Consider the following 22,897-nt stretch of genomic DNA (forward strand, 5'->3'; position numbering starts at 1 on the left):
ATATATTACAAACATAGAAAATTTAATTAGGCAAATTTTATCAAAATAACTATATTTTCAATAAATTAGCCTTTATGAACTGGAGAATAAAAGCATCATTACAAAAGATATTGGCAGTAAGTAAATTGGGAGATCAATTAAATCATCTTCCTGTTACTTTTAATAAAGAGTATCATAAAAATATTTTCCTGTACCAAACTCATGAATGTTTGAGAAAATTCAGTTATTGTAGTTTAGATCTTGGAGTTAAATCTACAGCATTAGAAATCGGAACAGGCTATTCAATTCTTTCGTCAATAGTTTTGGCTCTATTAGGATTTGAGAAAATCATAACGGTCGACATCACTAAAGATTTGAAGTTTTCAACCTATAAAAAGCAAATTGCTTTTATTGAGACACCTTCTTTTTTGAACGAAATCGTATCAAAAAGCGTTTATGATGAAAATCAAATAAAATCGATGATTTCTTCAATAAAAGAAAAGAAATCGTTTTCAGCACTTTTTGAGTTTTTAAATATTACTTATCTTGCTCCGTATACTTTTGAGGAAATAGAGAAACACGCTCAGTCATTCGATTATATCTCTTCGCAAGTGGTTTTAGAGCATATTTCTCCGGATGTTTTAAACGAGTTATTTCAAAAAACTAAAAGATGGTTAACTAAAGATGGGTTCTGTGTACATACCGTAAATTTTATTGATCATTTTGCTAATCCGGGATTTTTTCAGGACAAATCTATTTCGGAATTTAACTTTTTAAGGTATTCTGATAAATATTGGTCATTTTGGGCGGGTAATTCAATTGCTTATACAAACAGGCTTTCTTATGTCTATTATCTACAATTATCAGAAAAATATAATTTGAAAGTAGTTGACTTTATTGGCGAAAATTACAGAAATCGAGTAGAGTTAGATTTAAGTTTTATCCATAAGGATGTTATAAATAAGTATATTTTGAATCCGGAAAAGGAAGATTTGACTAAGTTTCAGAGAGGCACTTTTATCATAAAAACTTAGAATAGCATCTGTGACATCTGGGGTTAAAGTATGATGGGTCAGTTCTTAATAGTTGACACTATCAGTATTCTTAGATTCATGACAGAAACCTGATTTTTAGAAATCATGCTTTTTATTCTTTTAAAAGAGCACTTCAAATAACATGGATGTAAAGAAAAAAGTATGGTTTCCAAATTGGCAGATACCTTTTGCCCCAAACAAAAGGTTAAAGATTGTTTCACTAAAAATATAGCTTCAGTATAAAACACAAAAAAACCTCGCAAAAAGCGAGGTTTTTTTTCAGTCTTTATGAAGTCTCTTTGTCGGCACGGAAAAAAATTACGAGCTATCCTTGAGCATATCCGAGGGATCGGTTCACTAGTTGATGAGTGAAGTAACTATTTATAAGGGTTACTTGCTACAATTGTATCAATTAATGTTGAGCCACAAGGCAATTTATTGTAATTAAAATATTGAATTTCTTTAAAGTTGCTTCCATTTGCTTTATCCTTAAAATCTTTCTTTCTAATTGTTACCCATAATCCGGGTGAGTCTACATCTGGACTTAATGAACAATAATAGTCTAAACGATCTACAACAGTATTGTATCCTATAGTTTTATTGTTAAAATTAATTATATTACTTCCTTTTTGTGTGTCTTTCAATTCTAAAACATAGTATTTTGTTTGATTATTTTTCATCAATATGGATTCAATTATATAATCATCTGATAAAACTTTAATTATTTTATCTCTATAATTTATTTCTATTTTTTCTCCGTTAAATTGAAAACAGCTTCCAAAAGATAAATATATAATAATTAGTAAAAACATTTTTTTAATGGCCATATTTTGAGGTAATTTCATTTTGTTCTTCTTCTGAATTTTCTACTTCTTTAGTGTTCCTTAAAAATTTCAAATAAATATAATTTGTTTTTGGCAAAGTTTATCTTTTATGTAAGATTGTTTTTGCGTTTTGACTTGTTTTTGCGTTGCCCTCATTTGTGGGCACGAGCCAGAGGCATTGCGCTAGCCTAGCTTTATTTAATGCTCGCGACAGCTGGGGGAGCCATCAGGATTTTAAAATGGTCGATACTTTTCTAACCCAAAAGAAGTTTAGATATTTCTTTCAGAAAAATGTAACTTCGGTATGAAACACAAAAAACCTCGCTTGTCGCGAGGTTTCTTTTTTATATTCTTTGTCGGCACGGAAAAAATTTCCGCTATCATTGATTCGAAAAACAAAAACCACACCATTGATACATTACCCCAGTGTTAGTCTAAAGTAAATCCTCTCTTATTTCATTTGATTCAACTATTTCAAAATAAGTTCCATTTGCTTTACTAAACATTTTATCAATATTTAATGATTCATTTCTTAATATTTCATCTATTGATTGGTAGATTGTATTTCTTGATAAATCTTTAACTATAAAAAAATCACTAGCCCAAAACCATTTTTCATGATTGTCTTTTAATATCATTTTTATATTTTCTAATGTAAAAATAGTAGCGATGTAAACTTTAGAATAATTATTTTTTAAAACAATATAAATATCAGTATTGTCATTTAAGACGTCTCTAACCCTATATCCTCCCGGAAATGAAATAAAAAAGCTAAAATCTAAATGAATTGTTCTATTTTCCATAAATATTAATTAACCTATTTATAACTTGTTGTTGATTATTTTTACTAGAATATCCGACAATTTCCATCATTTCTCCCTTCATCCTGTAGTATATTCTAACTCCATTTCTTCCTCTCATTTCTGTGATCGTTTTCGTGATAATATTTCTTACTATACCAGCATCAAGATTACCACTTGCTGCTTGCTTATAAGTAGAGAATTTGTTTCTTTTCGTAACAAAGGACCACTTTCAAATGTATCGATCGCATAACCCAATAATTTATAATCACTTTTAACAGCTGATACTATTTTTATTGCCCCATTAGCCTCTCCTCCAACTCCTCCGATAGGAAGTGTCATTATAGTAGAGAAGTATTCTAATACTTTTAGATTACCTTCATTACAATAATTTGTAACATTTGTAAAAAAATCTCTATCTACATTACTTTGTTCAGCTTCTTCTGAACTTTTCGGAATCCTTTTAAAAAGTGACTTTAAATAATCAAAAATACTACTAGTTGTTGGAGGTTATCTTTATTCTTTATGGGTCAAACTACAGACATCCCTACTAATATGTAATATAACTATCATCATTTTGATCTCGTAAAAATACTTTTCTCTTAAAGCTTGATTCTGAAAAGGGATAAAGAAAAGAAATAAAAGGCTCTTTAAATTTCTCTGATATAACTAATGATGTATCAAGAACCGAAATACCACAAGAATCAATTTTAATATTTAATCTAAGTTTTGAAGAGCTTATCTTTATCCTTGACTCATAAAAGGAGCAGAGATTATTTTTATCTATACTTCCATGTATTTGTTTGCCAAATATAATTTGATCTTTTGTAGATATAAAAATTTTATCATTGTTATAAGCAAATCCCAAAATTTTGATTTCTCTTTCATCTGAGCAAGACGAAAAAATAAAAAATAAAAAGAGTAAAACTGTTTTGTATATTCTCATTTGTCATCATTATTTATGAATCTATATGAACTACTATAGTATCTCAAAATAGACGATATTTGTCCTCGTGTAGCAACTCCGGGGTTTTGATAAACTTTTATCAATTCTTGCATGCCTTTTTGTGTATCTGAATCAATATAATCCTGAGGATAGGACATAAAATTTGTTCTTAAATCAGCTTCGTTTTGATTATATGTCGGCACTATAAATTCCCCCCAATAACGACCAAAAAAATGATTTATTCCTATTCTACCAGTTAAATTCTTTTCTCCCGGATGATTAAGTCCTCCAGTATGGCCTATTTCATGCGACAGAGTGGCATTATAAGGAGTGCTTCCATCACTATCAATAAATTCACTGTTTATATTTACATTTAATCCTCCTAAATGACTATTACCTGCACTGTTTTTTTTAAAATGATTTGAATCTTTAATTTTAATTAAATGTTCACTTTTTGTTGCATCATCCTCATCTTTTATTTCTCTCATATTTAAATTAGCAGTAACATCAAAATTCTCTCTATTCATGGAAAAAATTCTATTGAATTGTGCTGTTTCATTCTTAATATAATTCTTCATATTAATTTTTTTACCAGAAGTATTAATAATCGCTGCATTAACAGTAATTTTCACATGCAACTTTCCACTTTTATCTACTGTAGCTGATATTGACCAATCTTTTCCACTTGGGTCATTTAATAAAATTGGGTTATTTGCTGAAAAAGAATATGGAGATAAAGCAGGAAATTTTTCACTCATAGCATCTATCGAGTTAAATCTACCTAAAGCATTATCATACTGGCGGTAATCCATAGCTGTTATGTTAAGTCCCAACTCATCTTGAAGCTCCTTTCCATTGTATTTATACTTATTTTCTACGCCACTTTTAACATTATTATATCCTTCTTGTTTCAGACCAAAAGGATAATAATTACTTTCTTCTTTAATGGCCAGTGTTTTGTCATAACTCAAACGTATATTCCCCAAATGGTCTTTGTATTGGTAAACATATTTATAAGAACTTCCGGAAGGCTCTACATATCCTTCTGCTGTCGGGTTTCCGTGCGATCGGGAATAATAGTTATTTTCTTCCTGAATGGTAAGGATCTTGTCATAACTGAGTCGTATATTCCCTAAATGGTCTTTGTATTGGTAAACATATTTATAAGAACTTCCAGATTTCCGAGCGATCGTTGATCATATCCGAGCGATCGGTATTTTTAATAGCCACGCAGTGGTCTATTAAAAATACCTAATTCGAAACACTCCCTAAAAAAAACTAGCCATTACCAAATAATTGACCAATAAATAACTGTTCTTTTTTCTTTACTAATCGCTATACCTCTAGAATATCCATTTTCCCAATTTTTAGGCATTTGTATATCCGGTTGTGATTGATATGACGGAAAAAAAATACCGCTTTTTGCTTCTAAAACATAAATATTTAAACTGTTATTCGATTTAAAACCTGTGTCGCTTTCATAGATATTAAAATTTGGTACAGGATGCATATTTTTATAACACTCTTTATTTATTAAGAGTGGGTCTAAAATTTCAACATCTTTTCTATTGTCATATGTTTCTTTCGTTTCAAACCTATTTACTATAAGTATACATGAATCTTTAGAAGAATAATTAGCAACAGATTTATATTTAGTATTTTTAAAAATTGAATCAATTTTTAAAGAATCAACATTATACTCATAAAGCATAAAACAGACATCATTTTTAGATATATTTTTATTATTAATATAAGTATATGGATATGAATTAAGCATTTTTGGAAAATGTGATACTAGAACTGAATCAAATTCTTTTTTAGCTGTTACATATTTATTATTATCTTTTTTACTAACTATTTGTCCATTACAACTAACTAATGCAATAATTATTATTATTTGGGTTATTATTTTTCTCATAAACTTTTCATTATTTGTTTCAATTCAATATGATTTTTTAAAAGACCACTTAAAATTTTTAGAGGAGCTGCTATGAAAGGAGGTATACCGGTCTGCGATTTTGATTCTGTTTTATTGTGAGGAGTTGTAAGGGTATATCTGCTTGTCGTAATGCTGCTAAATGGACCTACAGATGTAGCTTCTGAAACATTTGTTCTCTTATTTAATTCACCAGGCTTAACATATGTAATTTTTGGATCGCTTAATTGCTTTGGAAAGGACCCTCCTTGCGAAATATTTTCTTCTCCAAAGGCACCTTTTGAAGTAGTGTTTACTTCCTTCATTTCTACTTTATCTGCTATTTCATACCCTCTTTTTTTCATAAATTTTTCAGGATTTTCAATATTCCTTGGACCACTATCTCGGATATTATTTCCATTAACCATTACTTTATCTCCAAACATATTATCAGCACCTAGCCTATCATATTTTTTAGCATCTCCGGCTCCAATTTTATTTGCAGTATCCTGAGTAAGTTCGGATTGACCTTCCACATGTACAACTGCTCCAGTTTCATTATTAACAAACCAATCTGGAGGAGAAGCCATCATACCATCAGGGTCAATAAAATAAACAGGATTATCAAGAGCATAAGTATAAGGATTAAATCTACGTGATTTCTCAGCAAGTGGGTCAATGTTCATCCAGCGACCAAGTGCAGGGTCATAATTACGTGCTCCATAATCATACAAATTCAACTGAGAGCCTCCAATATTCTCGTCTTGAAGTTCTTTCCCGTTGTACTTATGCTTATAAGCTTTTACAAATTTTTCTTACAATAGAATTATAAAGATTACCTATATTGATTTAATAAGAACTTATATTAAACGAAAATAAACTGATTCAAATTGAAATCCTAATTAATTATAATAGATAAATTTCATATATTTGTATTTATCAATAAATAAAAGCTATTCTATATGGTGAACGATTTCAATCCTCGAACAGAAATTAAAGAATTTTTATTTGGTCGTAAAGATGAGGTAATTAGTTTTTAGATTTTTTGGTGTTATTTTTTACAAATATAAAAATTATAGCACAAGTGCTATAATAATTCTAATGTTTATATCTTCATTTTGATGAAGTGAAAAAAGATGATACTAAATCCAGAAAATTAATCTTCGACCAAGAAGGATTACAGTTGTTAGCCAAGCGACTAAAAGAAATACGCTCTGAAAAGGGTTTGTCACAGGAAGAACTTGCGTATCGTTGTGAAATAACATTATCACAGATTGCAAGAATTGAGACTGTCAGAATAAATCCTACTGTTAGCACTATATTCAAAATCGCACGAACATTAGAAGTTCCGCTTAGCGAATTATTTAATTTTGAATTACCACCATTTTCAAATGAATAAATCTTCGATTTTAATATAAAAGTAAAAGCCACTCCTTTTATAGAATGGCTTTTGTTTTATTAAAGTTGTACAGCAAAGTTAGAAGAGATACACTGACAGGTAATCCTTTTCTCGTAATTAATATCGTAAAAATACAATCAAAATATAATTTGGCTTCATTGAATATTTTTATTCGATTACTTTATTTTTTCAAAAAAATTAATAAAAAAAAGCTCTCCTTTAATTAAATCAGAGTCAATATTTTTAATTTGGTTATTGGCTGTAAATGTCATAACAATCTTATTTTCTTTCTTTACAAAAAATCTATATAAATAGTTTTGAGACTTTTTACTACTACAATTTATTAATGATTTAATTTCATTGCATTTTAAAAAAGCTTCTTGTAATTGCTTTGAATCTAAGTCTACCTCTTGAGTAGTTTTGTTATCTTCAATAATAAATACTTTGTTATCTTCAACAAAAATCCTTTTAAAGTTCTCCTTATGCTCATATCCTGTTGTACTAGATACACGTATTATATCTAGTGCTTTATTCGAATTTGAATTAAAATCAGAAAAATTATTTAAAATAATTTGATTATCTCCATTATATTCATTCTCTGATTCAACATTAACTTTTTTACAAGTATCGTTTTCAGATTGCTTTTGTGTAGAGCATCCTAGAAAAATTATTGCAATAAATAATATCTTACTTCTTTTGATAATAGTCATAACTTTCATTTTTAACGTTGATAGTTTTATTTTTAACCCCAGCCTTGCCAGAAAATGGACTGATATATTGTATTTCTAAAGTATATGTTTCTCGTAATGGAACTGTAACTCCCCTTGAGTTACTTACTTCTCCTCTAACAATGTTTTCAGTATGAGAGGCACTTCTTTCATTAACTTCTTTGTTTTGATTATTAGTATCAAATGTTTTTTGAATCACGTCATTAGGATTATCCTTTAAAGATACGCTAGACATTTCGATTGGAGAATCCACTCCGTTATCAATATCTACTCCATGACCAACTTCATGAGCAACAACGAACTCATTTTCTGAACCTTTTTGACTCAAGTCAATATTCATATTTGTTCCATTTCCTCCATTTCGGTTTATATCCCCTACTGTTTCTGTTACTGAACCACCACTTCTACTAAAAGTAATATTATGTACGTTCTTCGAGTCTTTTAATTGATTAAAATTATCACGATGGGTCTTTGAATCTCTCATAAGTTGTCGATTCTCTCTCTTAAATTCCCTTTTCATCTCTCGGAATTCTTTCCTAGTTTGTCCTTCTTGGCGTACATATTTAACCTCCATACCATTTGGGTCAAATAATTCAATTGGATTATTAAAAACATATGCATATGGATTAATGCCGTAATATTTTTCCGCTAGTGGGTCAATGTTCATCCAGCGACCAAGTGCAGGGTCATAATTACGTGCTCCATAGTCATACATGTTAAGCCCTAACTCGTCCTGCAATTCTTTTCCGTTATACTTGAACCTTAAAGCATCATTAGTAGAGTTTTTAATAGTGTTATACCCTTCTTGTTTTAATCCAAAAGGGTAGTAGTTGTTTTCTTCCTGAATAACAAAGGTCTTGTCATAACTGAGTCGTATATTCCCTAAATGATCTTTGTATTGGTAAACATATTTATAAGAACTTCCGGAAGGCTCTACATATCCTTCTGCTGTCGGGAAGAATTTTAATACATTGTTATTATATTGATACCCCCCTAAATAATCGGTTGTTACAGCCGGTTTAGCAGTTTCATTTACAATTTTCTGTACTTTTTGTCCCGCCGCATTGTAAATATAAACAATATTCTCTGTGCTTGCAAAGGTTATCTTAGTTGGCAGATTTAAATGATTATACCTTATTTCTATGATGTTTTTGTTGTTGTCTTTGGTCATATTACCATTGGCATCATAACTGTAATCATCATTTACATTGGCGGCACTGTCTACAAAACCTACAGTTTTATTACTCGTGTCAGCCACTTTAACAAGCTGATTGGTAATATTGTTATTGCTATAACTATAGATCAGGTCATCTATAGAAGTTGCAGTCACATCACTTCCTCCCTTGCGTAAAAGAGTCATGATATTACCGTTTTTATCATAAGTCAGGTTTTCATCATAAGCGTTATTGACACTATTGTTCCGTTTAAAAATACTTGTCTTTAAACGGTTAAGGTTATCATAAGTATACCCATATCCTCGTACTAACGGGGTCGCTTCAGAATTGCTTGTCCAATACGTCTCTGCAATGTTTCCGTTGTATAAAGCATTCACCCCAGCTGTACTTGAAGTATTATAATTTATCTTAAAAGCAAATAAATCCTTAGGGTCTCCACTTTTGGTTAATGCCCCTATATCATTAATTGCGGTTAACCACCCACGAATATTATAATTGTACTGTATATTTTGTACAGGAGCCAGCGTTGTGTTTCCTACCTTTTTAGAGATTAACCGCCCCAGTTCGTCATAGGTGTTACTGGCGATAAGCTCAATTGTTCCTCCATTTATCTGATGGGTCTGCGTTAGCAGACGATCCTGATCCGAATACGTAAAAGCCTCTTTTGTTGTCAGTTCAGTATCAGCAGCCAATCTTTTATGTTTGGTGATACTGTATTGCAGTTTCCCCGAAAAATCATCCAATCTGCTATCTGTATAGGTATAGCCTCCCAGAAAGTTTTGTGTAAACGAACGCACAAGTCTTGCTTTGGCATCATATAATGTATACGTCAATTCGTTTCTATAAGCGGTACTGGCTTCTAAAATACGTGTCCAGGTGGCTGTTGCCAATCCCTTGGGTTTTATAGTCGTATTGTAATAAACAGGCTGGTCATTGTTTGCCACAGTAGCCGGAATTGAAGGCGCATCAGGATAATTGTAGTCATCAAAATAGCTTACGGTCAATACATGATAACCTGTAGTTGGCCAGGCTACGGAGCTGTAACGAAAAGATACCCCATTTACGGTAGTATTGGTAGCAGTGGCAATTTTGGTTTCACTAAAATCTGCAGTTAAAGCATTGAGTGTTTCCTGCAATGTTTTTCTGGTAGCTGCTGTGACCTGACCAGGCAGCCAGGCTGTTATTACCGGACGATTAAAAGCATCGTATTTGGTTATTGTCCAGCCAACAGTTGTTATGTCATTGAAAGGAGAATTAGCAGGACCGGTAGCAACAACCCTATCCAGTTTATCGTAAATGATAAATTCCCACTGCTTGCCGGGAAGTTTTTTCTCAACTAAGCGGTTTTGATTATCGTATTTGTATTGATAGCACAAATTATCCAAAACAGTCTGATTGCCGGTGTCAATAATGGCACTAAATGTACTGCCGGACTGTGCATTGAATCCGGGCGATAAGGTGATGGAATTGGCAGCGGTTATCTGCGAATAATTTCCTGAAGTTATAACAGCAGTAGACGTTACATTGGCCTGTACGGCTGTTGTGCTGCCGATAAGGTCTACGGCCTTTGGTGGAATAACATAGGTTAGGTTTCCGTAAATATCATAGACATAATAGGTGTCATGTTTTTCATTGGCTGTTCCGGTTCCAACTGTGCCATATGTTCTTTTTAGGATGACCTGTCCTTCCTTGTTTTTAAATTCTACGGTTGAGCCGTTTGTTTCCGTTGGGGAAGCAGCAGTATTCTCATCATAGGTAATTGTTTTGTAAAGCTGATTGGCTGGATAATTTCCATTACCTGAAAATGAGATGTTATATAAACCTGATAAAGAATCCCAGTTAGCAGTGGCACTAAATAATTTTACTTCATCTGCTACATTTCATATCCATTTTTATTTCATGTCCCGATCCGGATTTCCAGTCATTTCCAGGCGCTGCCTGTTTTAGCACACGATTAAGAGGGGAGGATTCCAGTTCCTTCTCACTGAAAGGATTGGCATTTATAGTCCCATAATTGGTTTTGTACTGCGTTATTAAATCCGGAACTAAAGTCGCAGGATCAATATAGTTAGAAGTATTTTGGGTGGATGCAAACGGAAGATATTCTTTTAGTTGACGCCCAAAAGCATCATATTCAATAGGGGTCACGATATCTTTCCCTGATGCCGATTGCTGAAATTGTACTTGTTGTACAGGTCTTCCCAGTCCATCAAAATAGGTTGTATTTTGAGAGGCCTGTGTAATAGTTGGTGATACAATAGGAGTCTGGGTTGGTGCCTTATACGTTATTGCTTTTATGTAATTCTGTGTGACCGTCTGGCTTATTGCCATCATTGGAAACAAAACCAAAAGCAGGCTTGTAATTTTTTTCATGTTACTTTGGGTTATTGTTTGTAATTGTATTGGTTTTCGGAAAGGATATTGCCGTCTTTGTCTTTTACAAATTGAAGTCTGCCTGCAGTATCATAAGTATAGCTTGTTTTATTTCCTTTAGGATCCGTAATAGTACTAACTCCTACAAGCGGGATGTAAGTATAAGTCGTAATCATTGCATTTGGTATAGATGCTCTCAAAGTATTCATAGCTGAAATCAAGTCAAGTTCATTTCCTGTGTTTGAAATACTCTGTAGGTTTGCTACATAAGCTGAAACTTGACTGTAAGTTGCATTTTCTATTTTAGCGATAGGTTGCGTTTTATTATATCCCCAGATAATGGATACAGGAGTGCCATTCTCTAAAGAATATTCTAAAACATTTCCATTTCCTAGTGTAACTCCATTTACTACATCAGTATCATAAAGAGTAAAATTTATTTTACGATTTGCATCACTAAATGGGAAAGTCTCGACACTTCCTTTTGATGAGTGAATTTCTTTGGGTAAAAGCAACATTCCTGTTGCAGAACTCTCTTCATATTTAGTGATTGATTCTGATGTTTGTACGTTGTTAACAAAAGTTTCTGTTTTTATTGGTTTATCAATTTTATTTTGATCAATTAACTTTTGCATTTCAGTAGTTTGATTAGTGGCTACTAAATCTTGCGGATAGCTTAATTGAGTTTTTAAAGCTTCATTTTTACTATTTATAATTTCAGTTTTAGTTACCTGATTATGAAGAGGGTTTTCATAACCATAAGTGGTTGTTTTTTGTGTAGTGGCAACTTCATTGTTGTCGTAATCTGTTTCAATTGTGTTAGTTAGTGCTTTTTTTCCTTGGGAAGTTTGTCCTACAGCATAATATAATATACCAGAATGAAAGTCACTTCCTTGACTATATGGCAGATTAAATGTTTCAGGATGATCATTAGGAAAAATAGGCGTCGGGAAATTATTAAAAACGATATTATATGATAGTGATGATTGTTTTAGAATAGTGTATTGATTCACCATACTGTTTACTATTTTGTAGGTGTTAGGCTCTATACCAGTTTTATAAATATTTTTCTTAATTAATGACCCTTGATTCCACATATCATTTTTAAAAAAAGTAAATGATAAATAGTTTAATGTTGTTTCAAAAGGCTGATTAACGCCTCCACTTTGAATATATTGAGGCGATTTAAAGACTTTGGGTAAATTACCTGCATTAATATCGAAAAGGCGTGATAAAGCTATATTTTCATAGTAATATTCAATTTTTCCATTATTTTTGGAATTTATTATATCAGCATCAATTTCTGTTACCTTTCCATAAGTAACAGCTGGAGAGCTACCTGTATTATTGTCTAATACTGCAGATGTCGAAAAAACAGGTAATATATCATAAGAGGCATTATCACCTGCAAATACACCTCTAACATAACTTCCATTCCCTTCTTTCACTAATGGGTTTTCATTTTCATAAAGATATTGCTTTGTAGTAACAGAATTGGTGTTTTTTCCATCATAAGATTTGACCGATTTTATTCGTAAACCACCAACATACTTAACTGTAGGTGTAGTCGTACTACCTGAACTTTCTTGCCAAGATGCTGTAATAGAAGTTACAGGACATCCATAAGCACCAATACTTCCCGATCTGTACTCAGCAGCAGATAAGGTATGGCTTGTATTATTAAATTCTCTAGCATAAGTATAAGAGCCACCTATTGTTAGCGGAGCAGGTCGCCCAAAAGTTTCGGTGTCATATTTAACATTTGTGTTACCTATATTAGATTCTTGCGTAGCAGCTGTAAAAGTAATATTTAGCTTTCCACTGCCTAAAACATAGTTAGTAGGGGTAAATACAGTACTATTAGTACTAGGCCCATAATTGGCGTTACAGCCAGTACCATAAACCACAACAGTAGCATTTTTAGATACAATAGTCGGTATAGTCACATTTTCGATATATCTATTCGCTTCGTATTCAAAAACAGAATATCCGCCTTCAGGAAACGTTATTTTTTGTAAAATTCCTGACTTCATTAGGGTTTCATTAGCACTTCTATTTCCGTTACCTGCTGTCGTACTATAATTATTACGAATATCTCCAGATATACGATCTACTCTGGTTGGTGGAGATAAATTGCCAGTATTGGCATTGATATACCCCCAAAAATCTTTTTTGGTTGTCCCTCTTAAAGGAAGCTGTGTGTTTTCGTATTCAAAAATGTGCTTTACATTCAGGATGTTATTTACAATTTGAGTAAGTTTTAAAGATTTGTTTCTGCTATTAATATTCCTTTGGGCATTATAATCATAAGGATCACTTGTGGTACTATAAGTAGATGTTGTGTATCCACCATATCTTGTATAATAATCATAAACAAAGCCATATTCCTGGACTAAAGTTTTTAAAGTTCCTTTAAGGCTATAAATGCTAATTTGATCTAATTTGTAATCGTCAACTAAATCTTGTCTATTCAAACTAGAAGTAAATTCAATAATTCCATTGCTGAAATTTATTGAAGTTAAGAACTGTTTGTTAGAGCTATTTGTTTTTTCAGGGAAAATTGAGGCTAAAACTGGAGAGTTTGAGGCACTAATATTATTATCTATAATTTTTTCTCCAACAATAATAGCATAATCATGCGTATTATCAAGAAGTTTATATTTAAACGATATTATATCATTTATACTTTTACTATTAGCAGGTATAATTTCAGTTAAATACCAAGACGTAATGTAATCAGGTTTAAAAGTGCCAGATGTATTATGAACAGTTTCGTTAGCATTATACCCATCTAGTCCTTGTCCAAACCTATAGACTGTTCCATCACTTTTAGTTATTTCTAGTGTAGAGGTATTAGTTAATAATTGATTATTTGTAACAGAGGTTTTTACCATCGTATTTTGTAAATCTTTAAAAACGGCTTTATTATTTACAAAATAAAAAGTTCCGGACAGACCAGGAGCATTTATTATAAATTCATCATATGCTGTATCAATAGCATTAAATTTATATGGATCATATTGATTATATAGATTATCATAATTGACCGCTGTAAAAGCAAGATTACTTATGTCAGGAACACCTGTACCCGTATCGGGAATTCCTTTAACATTCCTAATTACTGCTCCACCGGCATTTAAATTCCATCCAAGGCCTACCCAAGAAGCAAGTTCATCCAGTTGTATGCCGGCACTGTTATAATTAATATCAATAGGAACAGTTAGTTCTTTCGTTTTAATTGTATAAAGTGGAATACTGATATTTATTTTTCCGGTTGAATAATCTACAGGAAATAAACCTTCTTTTGCAAAGGAAGCCGCATTAGGGCTTACAGGGAAATAATTTGGTAAATCTTTAGTTACTTGAGAAAATATGGCATTTGAAACTAATAATGTAATGAATATTAGTTTTAAAGTAAATGTTTTAAACATATTTGATAAAAATATTAAATGTTAAGGTTTTGTTTTTCCTATAAGAAATTACAAGTTTAATTCTTTTTTGTTAACGAGTTTTTATTTCTTTAGATATATATATTAACAAAAGAATCTTAATTGTTAATAGCTTTTTTTTGAATTTTACCCAATCGCACTACTCAACTGAAACATAGGTAGATACATAGCCACCAATAAAACCGCCACTAAAACTCCTACGAAAAGAATAATAAAAGGTTCCAAAACGGTTGTCATAACTTTAGATTGCTGCATCACTTCGTTATTGTATTGTTCGCTGAGTTGTTTAAAAACATATTCGGTCTGGTTGGTTTCTTCGGCTACTTTTACGAGTGATATGATTCGGTTATCAAAAAGAGGATTGTTTTTTAAACTGGAGCTCAAACTATTTCCTTTTAAGATGCTTTCTTCAACTTTTTCCAATGCATCCTGTAAAGGCACGAATTGAATCATTTTTTTGACCATCTGTATACTATTCAATAATGGAACTTTGGCTGTCGTTAGCAAGGTAACTGCCTGAGTAAATTGTGCCAGATAAACTTTATTCATAAAAGCACCCAGAACCGGTATTTTGATCAAAAAATAGTGCATGGTTCTTTTGTATTTGAGATTATCTTTAAAAAATTGAGTTGAAAAAATAAAAAGAATTAAGGCTAATAAAAAATAGATTCCATACGTTTTAGTCAGGACAGATAATTTAACAATTACCTGCGTCAGAAAAGGCAGCTCCATATTGTTTTGTTTGAAAATATCCTGAAACATCGGAACCACATAACTCAACATAAAAACTACTACCAAAACAGCGGTACTCAACACAATAGAAGGGTAAGTGAGAGCAGCAATGATTATTCTTTTTTGTTCATTTTTACGCTCAAAAAAATAGCCTAATTCTGCACATACCTGCGCGGTTGTTCCGGTCTCTTCTCCAATCTTAATAGAATAATATTCATATTCAGTAAATGATTTTGAAGCCAATAAAGCATCTGAAAATGGTTTACCGTTAACCACTTCATTAAGTATGGACTGAATTAATTCTTTATCATTATTTTTCTTTAATGATTCGATGATTAAGGATAAACCTTCCTTAAAGCTGACTCCGGCTTTTAATAAAACGGCTAATTCCTGATAAAAGGTCTGTTTCTTTTTGTTGTTAAAAGAATCTCCAAAAAGAGTAATTTCTTTTTTAAGCAGATCTTCAATACTATTCGTTTTTTTGGATTGAATAGTTTTTTTGTTTGGGGTATTTTCTATTTTAAAGGCCATCTTCCTGATTCATAAAAAAGGTTATATCATTTTTTTTAGATACGAAAATTTCATAATCAGGAAGTTCTGTATTTGCCTGTAAAGTAATAGCGTCTATAGTACCGTTCATTATTTCTTTTCCTTTTAAAAAAGCTTTATTTGGAGTGATTTTCAGTTTAATAGTATCCTGGTTTCTCATCGTAAATTTTTCCTGAAACGAGTAGTTGATTGTATCTGTTTCAGAAATCAAAATAAGTTCATTTTTATTGTAAATTATATTGTGAGGCTCATTAAAATCCTGCCATAACTTTTGTTCAAATAAAGCCAAAGTACTTGTTTTATCAAAATTGGCCTGAATCGTATGAATCTGTTTTTGAACTATACGCAACACACTAAACGCCATTCCGACCACAATAGCAGTAATAATCATGACAACTATTAATTCTGCAAGTGTAAATGATTTTAATTTTCCTGCGGCCATATGATTTGTTGTTTTAAAATCTCCTTTTTTGATGTACTGTTCACAGCCGAAATGGCAATGATTTTTTTAGAAGCAATAGTTGTGGACTCAATATTGATTTCCCAGCCTTTATAACTTTCCTGATAAGGAAGTTTGATCAGTTTGTTCTGAATTTCATATTCCAATTCATTTATTCGGTTTTCAACAGGGTGTGTATTTTTGGAAAAAGTATTTAAAACCAAGTTATTCAATACAAGACTGGCAATAACGAATATGATTACAATTAATACTGTTGCGATAAGTGCTTCAATCAGGGTTGCCGATTTTATTTTTTTTAATACAGCCATTTCAAAACAGTTTTAGGTTCTTGTTCGAAAAGAAATCCGCCATAGATAGCCGGGATATTTTCGTTTTCGATGGTTCCGTTATAGATATGATTCATAAAAATAGATCCTGACTGATTGGCAACAAACTGTTTGGTATAAACCGATCCTGACACAATTCCTCTTATCTCAAAATTACCGTTACAATATACCTGTCCCTTTATTTTTCCTTCTTTTTCTAAAACAACCTGTGTTTGAAAATCAGCTGTCTCTTTTGTTTGGATATAACAGATATTTCCTTTTACAATACTTCCGGTATTTATATAGATTTGATTATCAAACGGAATATTTGAAGTTTCGTTTGGACTATTTTTATTGTCCTGAAAAAGCAATAAAGCTGTTGGATAGATTAAGTTACAGTTTTTACCCAACGTGATTTTTTTTGAGGCTATAGCCTGAAAATTGCCAGTGGCTTCATCTTCAATTTCTATAATTGGCGCTATTAGAATGATATCTTTAAGTAATGCTGTTTTTTTAATTTTAATGGATGTTCCGGATTTGATAATGATATTTCCGATGATGATTTTATTTTCCAGAACAATCGGATCTGAAGAATAATATCCTTTGGTTTTTGTTTTAAATGAATTTGTGATTTTTAAAGCTGAACTTAAATTTATGTATTCTTCCTGATTCTCGGGTTTGTACTCTTTAAGATAATATTGGATACCATCCAGCACTGTTTTTTCGAGTTTTGGCAATTCAGCGGAACTTTTTTTGGTAGTGCCATAAATTAATTGGGATCCATAATAACTATTTCCTGCTATATAACCTGAATTTACGCCCTGAGTCGGTAAATAAGCATTCCCCCTAATTGTTGTGTTTCCAACGACTGTCAGGCCATTATGGGTTTCCTGTAAAAACAGGGTTGGTGACTCATCGGCTTTTATCAGTGATCCTATAAGAGCCGTTTTTGTAAATTTCTTTTTTCGGAATTGCGTAACGGTAATGCCTTTTTGAAATATTCCCCATTGCGATAAACAGGTTTTTATGGTCTGGTTTTCTTTTTTAATGAAATCAATTTGTGTGGTATCCGAATTGATTTCTTTCTGTTCCAGTAAATATTGGATTCCAATATCGGCCATTTGAATGTTTTCGATAGCACCTTTTGACTGCTCTTTCATATAAATAAAAGTATACGCATACAAAATTAATCCGGCCAAAAGCAGGGCAATGAGAACAGCAATAAATACTGTAAACTGTAGAGCACCGGATTTAATTTTATATATCAGCTTCAATCTCCGAGCATTATAAGATTAAGGTTTCCTTTGTATTTGATATATACAGATTCTTTATCTCCGTCTTTTAAAAAGATATCGTTTTCTGTATCCCCAATATTCATATAATGATATTTCCCATCAATAATAAGAATGAAAACTTTCTTTTTTTCTTTAACATCAGATATCATTCCTTTATAGAGAACAGTTGGCCACACCAGGGTTTCCTTAGGTTTTGGCTGCTTATTTACTTTAGAAGATTTTGTTTTTATGCCTGAAGCCTTTTGGGGAGCATACATTTTGCCTAAAAAAGGATCTCTGTAATTTACATTAATGGCAAAGGTTTGTCTTTCTTTTATTTTTAAAGGTTTAATGATAAATTCACTTTTTTCTGCAGGACTGATTTCATCAGTATTGGTAAAAGAAAAAAGCTGATACAAAACGCTTCCCCAAACGAATAATACGACAGGTAGAAGAATGTATATGTTTTTTTTATTTTTCATTAAATAGCTTATTTTCGGGCCAGCTCACTTTCAATTTTTGTAACGCGCAGTACTAAATCTTTTAAAGATTCTATTTCTTTCGTTTGTGCTTCGATTTTTTTATTTTGATCAATTGAATAAAGTGTCAGTTCTTCGATTTTTTGCAATAAACTCATATTCATCTCCGCCAGCATTAAACCATTTTTTTCAATTTCCTGAGCTGAAGGAATTTCCGGTAAGTGACTGTTTTGTTTAATGTATTCTTCTACTTCTTGTAAAGATTTTAGTTTATAATCATTTGAAAAAACATAATCGGGGACTGTTGCCGCTAAAGGTCCGGTCATATCTACGCGGACTTCCTGAGTATGAATTTTTCCTTTTACGGTAAGTTTTTCGTCTGGATTTGTTGTTCCAATACCAACATTCCCAAATTGTCCGGAGTTATAACTTTTAATAACCATTGCTGCATCTGATATTCCGACTGATGATGTGTTATTTCCATTTGCTAAGCAAAAAAATAAATCCTGGCGATACCACCCCGCAGCGTTTGGAGCTGATATTATAGCAGATTTTGTAAAATCAGCACTTCCTCCTAAGTGGATTTCAGTAGTATATGATGCTGGATCGGCTGTAGAGATTTTTAATGTAGTTGCAGAACTGTTATATATATCTAAATTCTTTGATGGATTTGTTGTACCTATACCTATTTTACCATCCGATGCAATTTTCAAAGCTACTAACATATTAGAATAAGAATTAGTGGTAGCATTAAAAGATCTGGGCGTAAATGTAATTCCGCTTTCTGTGCCTCCTGAGGTAAAAATATCAACAACGTTTCCTATTCTTCGAATTCCATGGTTTGTGTTTTCAAATAAGATTTGACCATGTTCTTCGGTATTTCCAAAATTTGAACTCCATACTGAAATATTGCCTCGTACATCTAGCTTGGTAGTAGGGGAATAAGTGCCAATTCCAAAATTTCCATTTTTCAGTACTGAAAAAAGTTCATGTTGAGCACCACTGTATCCTTCTAGAGTAAACATTTCGTCTCTTGCTGAGAATTGCCATGCTGATAAAGAAGTGTTGTAAATAGTCCCGTCTAATGCATTTCTATTAAAAGCCAAACCTCCTGCTGCAGCTTCCGGATTAATACTAATACCATAGCCATTATTCATTACTACGAATTTAGAATTGGGAGTAGAAGTTCCTATACCAAAATTACCCGAATTAATATATGAATTGCCTCCATCTTTAAAAAACACATCATTTCCAATTCTCGTTCCGCCTGTAAAATCACTTCCAAAATTAAGGCCTAAAATATTTCCATCAGCATGTACAAAAGCACGCCCTCCAGTACCTCTTGGCTGATATCTAAAAGTTACATCTGCATTACCATTATAATAAAATAGATTATTACCGCTAGGTGAGTTAATTTGTGAGAAAGTATTAATTGTCATTAGGATGCAACCCAGAATATATATATTCTTCATTTGTATTATAGTTTTGATTTAATATTTTTTATTTCTTTTTTTAAGTCTTCAATTGATTTATTTTGTTCTATCATATAAAGCGTCATTTCTTCCATTTTCTTTAATAAACTCATATTCATCTCCGCCAGCATTAAACCATTTTTTTCAATTTCCTTAGCTGAAGGAATTTCAGGTAAATGACTGTTTTGTTTGATGTATTCTTCTACTTCCTGTAAAGATTTTAGTTTGTAGTCATTTGCAAAAACATAATCAGGAACAAGTGGTCCTGCCATATCTACTTTGACTTCCTGGGTATGGATTTTTCCTTTTACAGTAAGTTTTTCGTCTGGATTTGTTGTCCCTATACCAACATTACCATTTTGAATTGCTTTTATAGCAAGATTAGCCCCATTAGCAGAAAAAACATCTCCAACATATAAATTCCAATCGGATGTCATTGGAAGAAATTTCGAAACAGTTAAATCATTCCCCGTAGTATTTAAAGCGGTATATGTACTATTTATATTTAATGAAGTTACTTTTATATAAACTGTAATAGGAGTATTTATACCTAAAGTATTAATTGCTCTTATTCTAAAGCGGGGATTAGCATATTGCGTATTGCAATCTACTGTAAAATTCATTCCGGTTCCTACGTATGGATTATTATTTATTCTTCCTGCTTCTCTCCATAGTTCAGGATTGGAATGAGATATTGAAGCTAAATGCGTTGCAGCCGATGCTACATTTCCTCTGGTATAACTTATAGAGATTTGATAGTAACCGCTCGCTCCGGCAGATATTGGACTTACACTTAAAAACTCAACATAATCCCCAATTATATAACCTGCAGGAAAGGTAACGCCTGTTTCATATTCAGTAACATTTAAAGTCGTTGAAATAGTTTTATCAAAAGGTTTTGCTGATATTCTTGTGAAACTTAAGGAAATTAAAAGTATTGTAAATATTTTTTTCATTTTATTAAAATGTTTTGAGATTTTCTTGTTTAATTAATTCGCTTTTTTTTATTGAGATTCAATATTTTAAAATAGTTTTGAAAATTTAATTTATAGTAAAACTGAAAACAGTACTTTTTTCGCCTGTATTTCCGGCTTCATCAAAAGATTTTACATACCAATAGTAAGTTCCTTTGGTTAATGTTTTATTATAAGGACTGGATGCTTTATCCTTAAAGTTTAGATTTGTCAGGGCACTTTCGTTATAAACATAAATGCTGTCTGTTTCAGTACTTCCTGAAATTGAAGTTCTGCTAAATTGAAAATTAATATCGGTAGCTGTTGTTGAACTGGCATTTACCGGATTTGATAAGACAGGTGTATTAGGTGCTTTAGTATCTACCAAAATTGTTCTTGTAGTATATAATGTTTCTTTTGATCCATTAGTTGCCCTAACTTTCCAACTAAAATTTCCGTCGGCAAATGTATAATCAATATTGGTAGATGATGTTTTTTCTTCTTTAACTATAACATTATTGCTGTCATATATCTGAAGTTGGTATTCACTTGCTCCAATTATGCTTTGCCATGATAATTTCTGAGCAACATTTTTAGTAATCAGGTTATTACCTGGGGCTAATAAAACAACAGTATTGTCCTGGAAATCATCATTATTTAAAATTTCAAAAGACCATGTTTTATAGGCTGTTTCATAACCACTGTTTACTGCCTTAACACGCCATTCATACTTGCCAATATTTAATTGTTGATTAAATATTGTGGATGTAACTAATGTATCAAGAACAATTTGCACAGGGGAAGTAAAATTTGGTTTGGCAATTTGCAAATGATATTTATCTGCATTTTTAATTTTATCCCACGAAAAAGAAACACCTGTCGAAAATAAAACACTATTATTCGCAGGAGCAATCAATGTAATTTCCTTATCTGAAATATCATCCACAAGTAGTATTTCTTCACAGGAAAATAATGCTAAAAGTAAAACAAGGGGAAGGAGTTTATATAAAATGGATTTATTCATTGGAGTTTGATTTTTTTCAGTTAAAACTGATTATAATAAATATGTGGATAGTGATAAAAAGATTTACATGTCAAAAAGGCTTTTGTTTTTTTTATCCTCCGGAATTGATTTGGTGTTTCCTTTACAATTGGTATTTCCTTGTACAATATCAGCAATATACCATTGTCTTTTTTGATTGGATGCCCAACAAAATTTACTTGTCTGATACCCTACAATGCTTTCCTGACTAATATCAATAGTTTCTGTTTTTTTTCCTGTTTTGTATAAAGCAATAGTATATTTTTTTTCCTGTGAATTAACCAAATAATAGGCATCTGCCTGTCTGATTTTTGTGATTTCGTCGATAGACAGACTTACCGCAATACTCGTTACCATTTCAGAATTTTCAGTATCTCTTAATAACCTGAAAACATCAGCATTATAAGGGGCATTTAATTCATTTACCAGTCCATTTATATCCAGGATTTTGATGGTTGCCAATTCAGGTTTGTTGGGCAGACTGTCTATATAGGTTACTTTTGTCTGGTTCTGATTGTATTTGGCTTTAGATTTATACACCTTATTTAATTTTCGATTGAAGGGTACAATGCCAATTGTAATTCTGATTTTATTTTCGAGTTTTGGTAATGTCCTTTCTGCAAAACTATTTTCTCTTTTATAGTTTTTTTGAGACTGACCAATGGAGCCTAATTCAGGTGATGAAGTGGCAATTTTGTAAGTATCCTCTTTTATTTTAGTTGTTTGACAAGCAGCACATAGTATAAAAAAGAATACAATAATTTTTTTAATCATGATTTTAATTTTATATGAAATTATCCTGTTAAATTTCAATGATTTTTTTTTAACAAATCTATAAAATTAGAATATAGGTTTATTAGATTTTACGGGATTTTTTCAGATAATTTATTTTATAAACCTTGTGGGTTTTTATATCTTCAAATACATACTTTGTTAAGGCAGTTTTTTGTTATAAGAACGATAATCAAAACATAAAAAGCCACTTCGTTACTGAACATGCCCCAAAAAG

At 31.7% G+C, this 22,897-nt stretch carries 22 protein-coding genes; 2 read left to right on the forward strand and 20 right to left on the reverse strand.

The genetic code is table 11. The features are described from left to right. The first annotated feature begins 74 nt into the window (after window positions 1–74). On the forward strand, window positions 75–1,013 hold the full coding sequence (locus PMI10_RS06005) for a class I SAM-dependent methyltransferase (protein ID WP_007805661.1): 939 nt from the start codon (window positions 75–77) through the stop codon (window positions 1,011–1,013). Window positions 1,014–1,390: 377 nt separating this feature from the next. Here PMI10_RS06005 and PMI10_RS06010 read toward each other — a convergent pair whose 3' ends face one another. The 7 genes from PMI10_RS06010 to PMI10_RS06040 all read right to left on the reverse strand — a co-directional run bounded on the left by PMI10_RS06010 (window position 1,391) and on the right by PMI10_RS06040 (window position 6,238). Beyond that, on the reverse strand, window positions 1,391–1,858 hold the full coding sequence (locus PMI10_RS06010; RefSeq protein WP_035631468.1) for a hypothetical protein: 468 nt from the start codon (window positions 1,856–1,858) through the stop codon (window positions 1,391–1,393). Between the two features lie 413 nt (window positions 1,859–2,271). Beyond that, window positions 2,272–2,640: a hypothetical protein gene (locus tag PMI10_RS06015; protein WP_007805671.1), complete on the reverse strand. Its 369-nt coding sequence runs from the start codon at window positions 2,638–2,640 to the stop codon at window positions 2,272–2,274. Window positions 2,641–2,790: 150 nt separating this feature from the next. Beyond that, a complete protein-coding gene (locus PMI10_RS06020) occupies window positions 2,791–2,979 on the reverse strand; it encodes a hypothetical protein (protein WP_007805675.1) in 189 nt (62 codons plus the stop codon). A gap of 208 nt (window positions 2,980–3,187) precedes the next feature. Beyond that, complete coding sequence (locus tag PMI10_RS06025) at window positions 3,188–3,583, reverse strand: hypothetical protein (RefSeq protein WP_007805686.1); 396 nt, start codon at window positions 3,581–3,583, stop codon at window positions 3,188–3,190. Beyond that, the gene (locus PMI10_RS21590; RefSeq protein WP_007805688.1) at window positions 3,580–4,569 is read right to left on the reverse strand and encodes an RHS repeat-associated core domain-containing protein; all 990 of its coding nucleotides are present in this window, start codon (window positions 4,567–4,569) and stop codon (window positions 3,580–3,582) included. The genes PMI10_RS06025 and PMI10_RS21590 overlap by 4 nt, the downstream gene beginning before the upstream one ends. A gap of 299 nt (window positions 4,570–4,868) precedes the next feature. After that, on the reverse strand, window positions 4,869–5,501 hold the full coding sequence (locus PMI10_RS06035; RefSeq protein ID WP_007805690.1) for a hypothetical protein: 633 nt from the start codon (window positions 5,499–5,501) through the stop codon (window positions 4,869–4,871). Then, the gene (locus PMI10_RS06040; protein WP_007805691.1) at window positions 5,498–6,238 is read right to left on the reverse strand and encodes an RHS repeat domain-containing protein; all 741 of its coding nucleotides are present in this window, start codon (window positions 6,236–6,238) and stop codon (window positions 5,498–5,500) included. The genes PMI10_RS06035 and PMI10_RS06040 overlap by 4 nt, the downstream gene beginning before the upstream one ends. A gap of 386 nt (window positions 6,239–6,624) precedes the next feature. On the opposite strand from PMI10_RS06040, the gene PMI10_RS06045 reads away from it, so the two are divergent. Continuing rightward, entirely contained in the window at window positions 6,625–6,897 is a 273-nt protein-coding gene (locus tag PMI10_RS06045) for a helix-turn-helix transcriptional regulator (RefSeq protein WP_035631472.1), read from the forward strand. Window positions 6,898–7,073: 176 nt separating this feature from the next. On the opposite strand, the gene PMI10_RS06050 is transcribed toward PMI10_RS06045, so the two are convergent. The 13 genes from PMI10_RS06050 to PMI10_RS06110 all read right to left on the reverse strand — a co-directional run bounded on the left by PMI10_RS06050 (window position 7,074) and on the right by PMI10_RS06110 (window position 22,662). Then, window positions 7,074–7,607, reverse strand: a complete 534-nt coding sequence (locus PMI10_RS06050) for a hypothetical protein (RefSeq protein WP_007805692.1) — start codon at window positions 7,605–7,607, stop codon at window positions 7,074–7,076. Continuing rightward, entirely contained in the window at window positions 7,585–10,611 is a 3,027-nt protein-coding gene (locus PMI10_RS06055; RefSeq protein ID WP_369792092.1) for an RHS repeat domain-containing protein, read from the reverse strand. Before PMI10_RS06055 ends, PMI10_RS06050 begins: the two co-directional genes overlap by 23 nt. A gap of 55 nt (window positions 10,612–10,666) precedes the next feature. Further along, complete coding sequence (locus tag PMI10_RS06060; protein ID WP_007805694.1) at window positions 10,667–11,173, reverse strand: DUF6443 domain-containing protein; 507 nt, start codon at window positions 11,171–11,173, stop codon at window positions 10,667–10,669. Between the two features lie 11 nt (window positions 11,174–11,184). Beyond that, the gene (locus tag PMI10_RS06065) at window positions 11,185–14,604 is read right to left on the reverse strand and encodes an RHS repeat protein (protein ID WP_007805695.1); all 3,420 of its coding nucleotides are present in this window, start codon (window positions 14,602–14,604) and stop codon (window positions 11,185–11,187) included. A gap of 144 nt (window positions 14,605–14,748) precedes the next feature. Continuing rightward, window positions 14,749–15,885, reverse strand: a complete 1,137-nt coding sequence (locus PMI10_RS06070) for a type II secretion system F family protein (protein ID WP_007805696.1) — start codon at window positions 15,883–15,885, stop codon at window positions 14,749–14,751. Then, on the reverse strand, window positions 15,875–16,345 hold the full coding sequence (locus PMI10_RS06075; protein ID WP_007805698.1) for a PulJ/GspJ family protein: 471 nt from the start codon (window positions 16,343–16,345) through the stop codon (window positions 15,875–15,877). Before PMI10_RS06075 ends, PMI10_RS06070 begins: the two co-directional genes overlap by 11 nt. After that, window positions 16,327–16,671 (reverse strand): hypothetical protein, encoded by a 345-nt coding sequence (locus PMI10_RS06080; protein WP_007805699.1) that lies wholly within the window; start codon window positions 16,669–16,671, stop codon window positions 16,327–16,329. The genes PMI10_RS06075 and PMI10_RS06080 overlap by 19 nt, the downstream gene beginning before the upstream one ends. Further along, window positions 16,659–17,942 (reverse strand): hypothetical protein, encoded by a 1,284-nt coding sequence (locus tag PMI10_RS06085; RefSeq protein WP_007805701.1) that lies wholly within the window; start codon window positions 17,940–17,942, stop codon window positions 16,659–16,661. The genes PMI10_RS06080 and PMI10_RS06085 overlap by 13 nt, the downstream gene beginning before the upstream one ends. Continuing rightward, window positions 17,939–18,424: a hypothetical protein gene (locus tag PMI10_RS06090; protein ID WP_007805702.1), complete on the reverse strand. Its 486-nt coding sequence runs from the start codon at window positions 18,422–18,424 to the stop codon at window positions 17,939–17,941. Before PMI10_RS06090 ends, PMI10_RS06085 begins: the two co-directional genes overlap by 4 nt. Window positions 18,425–18,432: 8 nt before the next feature. Further along, entirely contained in the window at window positions 18,433–19,893 is a 1,461-nt protein-coding gene (locus tag PMI10_RS21595; protein WP_007805704.1) for a tail fiber protein, read from the reverse strand. A gap of 5 nt (window positions 19,894–19,898) precedes the next feature. Beyond that, on the reverse strand, window positions 19,899–20,849 hold the full coding sequence (locus PMI10_RS22300) for a tail fiber protein (protein ID WP_007805706.1): 951 nt from the start codon (window positions 20,847–20,849) through the stop codon (window positions 19,899–19,901). Between the two features lie 85 nt (window positions 20,850–20,934). Next, window positions 20,935–21,870, reverse strand: a complete 936-nt coding sequence (locus PMI10_RS06105) for a hypothetical protein (RefSeq protein WP_007805708.1) — start codon at window positions 21,868–21,870, stop codon at window positions 20,935–20,937. Between the two features lie 63 nt (window positions 21,871–21,933). Continuing rightward, entirely contained in the window at window positions 21,934–22,662 is a 729-nt protein-coding gene (locus tag PMI10_RS06110) for a hypothetical protein (RefSeq protein ID WP_007805709.1), read from the reverse strand. Window positions 22,663–22,897: the final 235 nt, after the last annotated feature.

The sequence above is a fragment of the Flavobacterium sp. CF136 genome (assembly GCF_000282055.1).
Taxonomy (GTDB): domain Bacteria; phylum Bacteroidota; class Bacteroidia; order Flavobacteriales; family Flavobacteriaceae; genus Flavobacterium.

Coding starts and splice junctions, on each gene's coding strand:
- PMI10_RS06070 (WP_007805696.1), bottom strand. CDS start 15,885: ATGGCCTTTAAAATAGAAAATACCCCAAACAAAAAAACTATTCAATCC.
- PMI10_RS06005 (WP_007805661.1), top strand. CDS start 75: ATGAACTGGAGAATAAAAGCATCATTACAAAAGATATTGGCAGTAAGT.
- PMI10_RS06025 (WP_007805686.1), bottom strand. CDS start 3,583: ATGAGAATATACAAAACAGTTTTACTCTTTTTATTTTTTATTTTTTCG.
- PMI10_RS22300 (WP_007805706.1), bottom strand. CDS start 20,849: ATGAAAAAAATATTTACAATACTTTTAATTTCCTTAAGTTTCACAAGA.
- PMI10_RS06105 (WP_007805708.1), bottom strand. CDS start 21,870: ATGAATAAATCCATTTTATATAAACTCCTTCCCCTTGTTTTACTTTTA.
- PMI10_RS06020 (WP_007805675.1), bottom strand. CDS start 2,979: ATGACACTTCCTATCGGAGGAGTTGGAGGAGAGGCTAATGGGGCAATA.
- PMI10_RS06080 (WP_007805699.1), bottom strand. CDS start 16,671: ATGGCTGTATTAAAAAAAATAAAATCGGCAACCCTGATTGAAGCACTT.
- PMI10_RS06075 (WP_007805698.1), bottom strand. CDS start 16,345: ATGGCCGCAGGAAAATTAAAATCATTTACACTTGCAGAATTAATAGTT.
- PMI10_RS06110 (WP_007805709.1), bottom strand. CDS start 22,662: ATGATTAAAAAAATTATTGTATTCTTTTTTATACTATGTGCTGCTTGT.
- PMI10_RS21595 (WP_007805704.1), bottom strand. CDS start 19,893: ATGAAGAATATATATATTCTGGGTTGCATCCTAATGACAATTAATACT.
- PMI10_RS06065 (WP_007805695.1), bottom strand. CDS start 14,604: ATGTTTAAAACATTTACTTTAAAACTAATATTCATTACATTATTAGTT.
- PMI10_RS06035 (WP_007805690.1), bottom strand. CDS start 5,501: ATGAGAAAAATAATAACCCAAATAATAATAATTATTGCATTAGTTAGT.
- PMI10_RS06015 (WP_007805671.1), bottom strand. CDS start 2,640: ATGGAAAATAGAACAATTCATTTAGATTTTAGCTTTTTTATTTCATTT.
- PMI10_RS06060 (WP_007805694.1), bottom strand. CDS start 11,173: ATGAAAAAAATTACAAGCCTGCTTTTGGTTTTGTTTCCAATGATGGCA.
- PMI10_RS06050 (WP_007805692.1), bottom strand. CDS start 7,607: ATGACTATTATCAAAAGAAGTAAGATATTATTTATTGCAATAATTTTT.
- PMI10_RS06010 (WP_035631468.1), bottom strand. CDS start 1,858: ATGAAATTACCTCAAAATATGGCCATTAAAAAAATGTTTTTACTAATT.
- PMI10_RS06090 (WP_007805702.1), bottom strand. CDS start 18,424: ATGAAAAATAAAAAAAACATATACATTCTTCTACCTGTCGTATTATTC.